The sequence below is a fragment of the Sphingomonas lacusdianchii genome, from assembly GCF_022664395.1.
GTDB lineage: Bacteria > Pseudomonadota > Alphaproteobacteria > Sphingomonadales > Sphingomonadaceae > Sphingomonas > Sphingomonas lacusdianchii.
The window spans coordinates 1-2,947 of sequence record NZ_JAKRET010000056.1 but is presented as its reverse complement, the minus strand read 5'-3'; the positions used below and the strand labels follow the sequence as shown (position 1 = coordinate 2,947).

The following is a 2,947-nucleotide window of genomic DNA, read 5'->3' as shown; positions in this document are numbered from 1 at the left end:
TCGGCCGAAACCATCGGCATCAATTTTGCGCGTCGACACAAGATTACCGGCGCTGACGACGCTGCGCTTACGAAGCTTCGCTCGCTATCGACCGATCAGGTCGTGGATGGCGGCCAACAGACGGATGGCGAGGGCGGACCGGCAACATATCCCGGCCCGATCGTGGATGGCCGTGTCGTCGTGGAAACGGCCGAACAGGCGTACAGGGCAGGTCGCCAAGCGCGGGTTCCGTTGATGATCGGATCAAACAGCGCCGAGGTAGGTGGAGGTTTTCTGCGCGCTGATACGAAGGCTATGCTGTTTGACGGGTTCGGCAAGGGCAAGGACGCTGCCATTGCTGCCTATGATCCGGACAGCACACGCCCGCTCGCCGACCTCGTGACAATGGTAACTACGGACCGCATCTGGGCAGAGCCGGCCCGCTTTACGGCTCGTGCATTCACCGCGAAGGGTGTCCCGGCGTTCACCTACCGCTTCTCCTATGTCGCGGAGGCCATGCGGGACCGCTTGAAACAGGGTGCGCCGCACGCATCCGAGATCAATTTCGTGTTCGATACCGTCAAGGACCGTTACCAAGGCCAGCTCACGCCGACCGATGCAGAGGTCGCGCGAATGATGAACACATACTGGGCCAATTTTGCGAGGACGGGCAATCCGAACGGCCCAAAGCTGTCGAGATGGCCTCACTACGAGCCGACTTCTGATGCCATTCTGGATTTCCGTCCGGACGGCACCGCAATTGGTGGTCCCGATCCGCATAGGGTAAGGCTGGATGCCGCGGAGCAGGCGGAAGGAGCGGTCGTCCCCCGTTAACGGGCGCACGTACCAACGCGGATTAGGTCAGGACGCTGCTGTCGTACTCGATGCGGCAGCGGTCGATGTCGTCAGCATCGAAAATTTCGCTAACTCTCAATCCGGCCCAGCCAATCGCGAACTTGATTAAGCGTGCGCCGTTCCTGGTCCGCCTCCATGACGAAGGGTTCCTCAATCGCCGCGCCGGTGGCGTGAGATGCCAACACCGCCGGACTGTTGCCGACACCGTATCCGCCGTGGGTGATGAACGGGCGAAGCGTCTTCCCGCGTAGATCGTGAGCGTTCAGGAACGAGCGGATGGGCGGGGGTGCCGTTTCCCCCCAGATAGGAAAGCCAAGGAAGATCGTACCATAGGCGGCGATGTTATCGACCTTGCCAGCCAGCGAAGGTTCGAACCCGCTGTCACGCTCGCGCGTGGCCTGCGCGACATGCTGCTCATAATCCTCCGGATAAGGTCGCGCGGGCCGGATTTCGAACAGGTCAGCCCCCAAGGCCCGCTGCAACGTACCCGCGATCACGCGGGTATTGCCTGAGCGAGTGAGATACGCGACCAGTGTCTTGCCTGCACGGGCGCGGGGCTGCTCCGGCTCCTCGGCACACGCTGTCCCAACCAGTGACAGCATCGCCGGGGTCGCCAGTACCGCGCGACGGGAAAAGCGCTCCGCGCCCTGCATCATACGATCTCCGGCAGCTTCGCCAGATGCTTGTCGAGCGTGATCGGATATTCCCGGACCCGCACCCCGGTCGCGTTATAGACCGCATTGGCAATGGCCGGTGCAACGCCGGAAATGCCCAGCTCGCCCACACCTTTCGCCTTCACTGGCGACATGGTGGGATCGGTTTCCTCCAGGAAAATCACCTCCTGATGCGGAATGTCAGCATGGACCGGCACTTCGTATCCGGCAAGGTCGTGATTGACAAAGAAGCCGAAGCGCTTGTCGACTGCCAGCTCTTCCATCAGCGCCGCGCCCGCACCACCGACCATGCCGCCAATCACCTGGCTGCGCGCGGTCATCGGGTTGAGGATACGTCCCGCCGCGCAGACGGCGAGCATCCGGCGGATGCGGATTTCGCCGGTATAGGCGTCGACCGCGACTTCGCAGAAATGTGCCCCGAACGTCTGCTGGGAAAACCGCTGCGACAGGTCGCCATATTCCATTTTGTCTTCGGCGGTGATCGCACCGTCCTTCGCGGCCTCGGCGAGCGGCGCCCGCCGATTGCCGGCACGGACCTCGCCGTCGACGAACTCGGCATCGGCAGAATTGAAGCCGAGCTTCGTCGCCACGGCTTCGCGCAGTTTGACGCACGCGGCATAGGCACCGGCCGTAGCCGATGCGGCACCGCCCTGTCCTCCACCCCCGAACGCTTCGGGGAAATTCGAGTCCGCGAGTTTCACCACGACGCGATCGAGCGGCAGGCCTATCATCTCCGCGACCGTTTGACCGATGATGGTGTAGCTGCCGGTCCCCATGTCGGTCATGTTGCTCTCGACGGTCACGATCCCCTTGCCGTCAAGCGTGACACGCCCACCTGCCGGAATGATCGGCGCGCCGCGGATCGCGGAGGCCATGCCCATGCCGATCAGCCAGCGGCCTTCACGACGACTGCCGGGCTTGGGGCTGCGCTCCTTCCACCCGAAGCGCTCGGCACCGGTGCGCAGGCATGGCACGAACTGCCGAATGGAGAACGGTCGCGGACCTTCCTTCGACTTGCCCTGATTGCCGCTTGCCGCTTGCGGATCGGTGGGTGAGCCACGCCCCGGATCAGCGCCCGGTACGACCTGCGTATCGTTGAGGATACGCAACTCCACCGGGTCCATCCCCAGCTTCTCGGCCAGCTCGTCCATCGCCACTTCGAGGGCCATCAGGCCGGAAGCCTCGCCCGGTGCGCGCATCGCATTGCCTTCGGGCAGGTCGAGGGTCGCGAGCCGGGTCAGGTTGAGACGGTTGGCACCCGCATAGAGCAACTGCGTCTGCGCCGCCGCAATCTCCGGACCGCCTCCCGGCAGATTGCCCGACAGCGTTTCGTGCCCGACCGCGACCAGCTTGCCGTCGCGACCCGCCGCCAGACGAACGCGCTGGATCGTGGCCGGGCGATGCGACGTGTTGTTCGGCATCAGCGGGCGCGGCAACGT

At 64.0% G+C, this 2,947-nt stretch carries 3 protein-coding genes; 1 reads left to right on the top strand and 2 read right to left on the bottom strand.

What is annotated here, in order from left to right; genetic code table 11:
* On the top strand, nt 1-813 hold an 813-nt coding region (locus MF607_RS22340; protein ID WP_242122365.1), incomplete at its 5' end, for a carboxylesterase family protein.
* A gap of 89 nt (nt 814-902) precedes the next feature.
* Here the strand turns inward: MF607_RS22340 and MF607_RS22335 are convergent.
* A complete protein-coding gene (locus MF607_RS22335; protein ID WP_242122364.1) occupies nt 903-1,490 on the bottom strand; it encodes a flavodoxin in 588 nt (195 codons plus the stop codon).
* Nucleotides 1,487-2,947 (bottom strand): xanthine dehydrogenase family protein molybdopterin-binding subunit (locus MF607_RS22330; protein WP_242122363.1); only part of this gene is annotated, 1,461 nt, incomplete at its 5' end. The genes MF607_RS22330 and MF607_RS22335, both read right to left, overlap by 4 nt.

What these genes read in the sequence shown, in the direction of transcription:
- MF607_RS22335 (WP_242122364.1), bottom strand. Translation starts at nt 1,490, where the DNA reads ATGATGCAGGGCGCGGAGCGCTTTTCCCGTCGCGCGGTACTGGCGACC.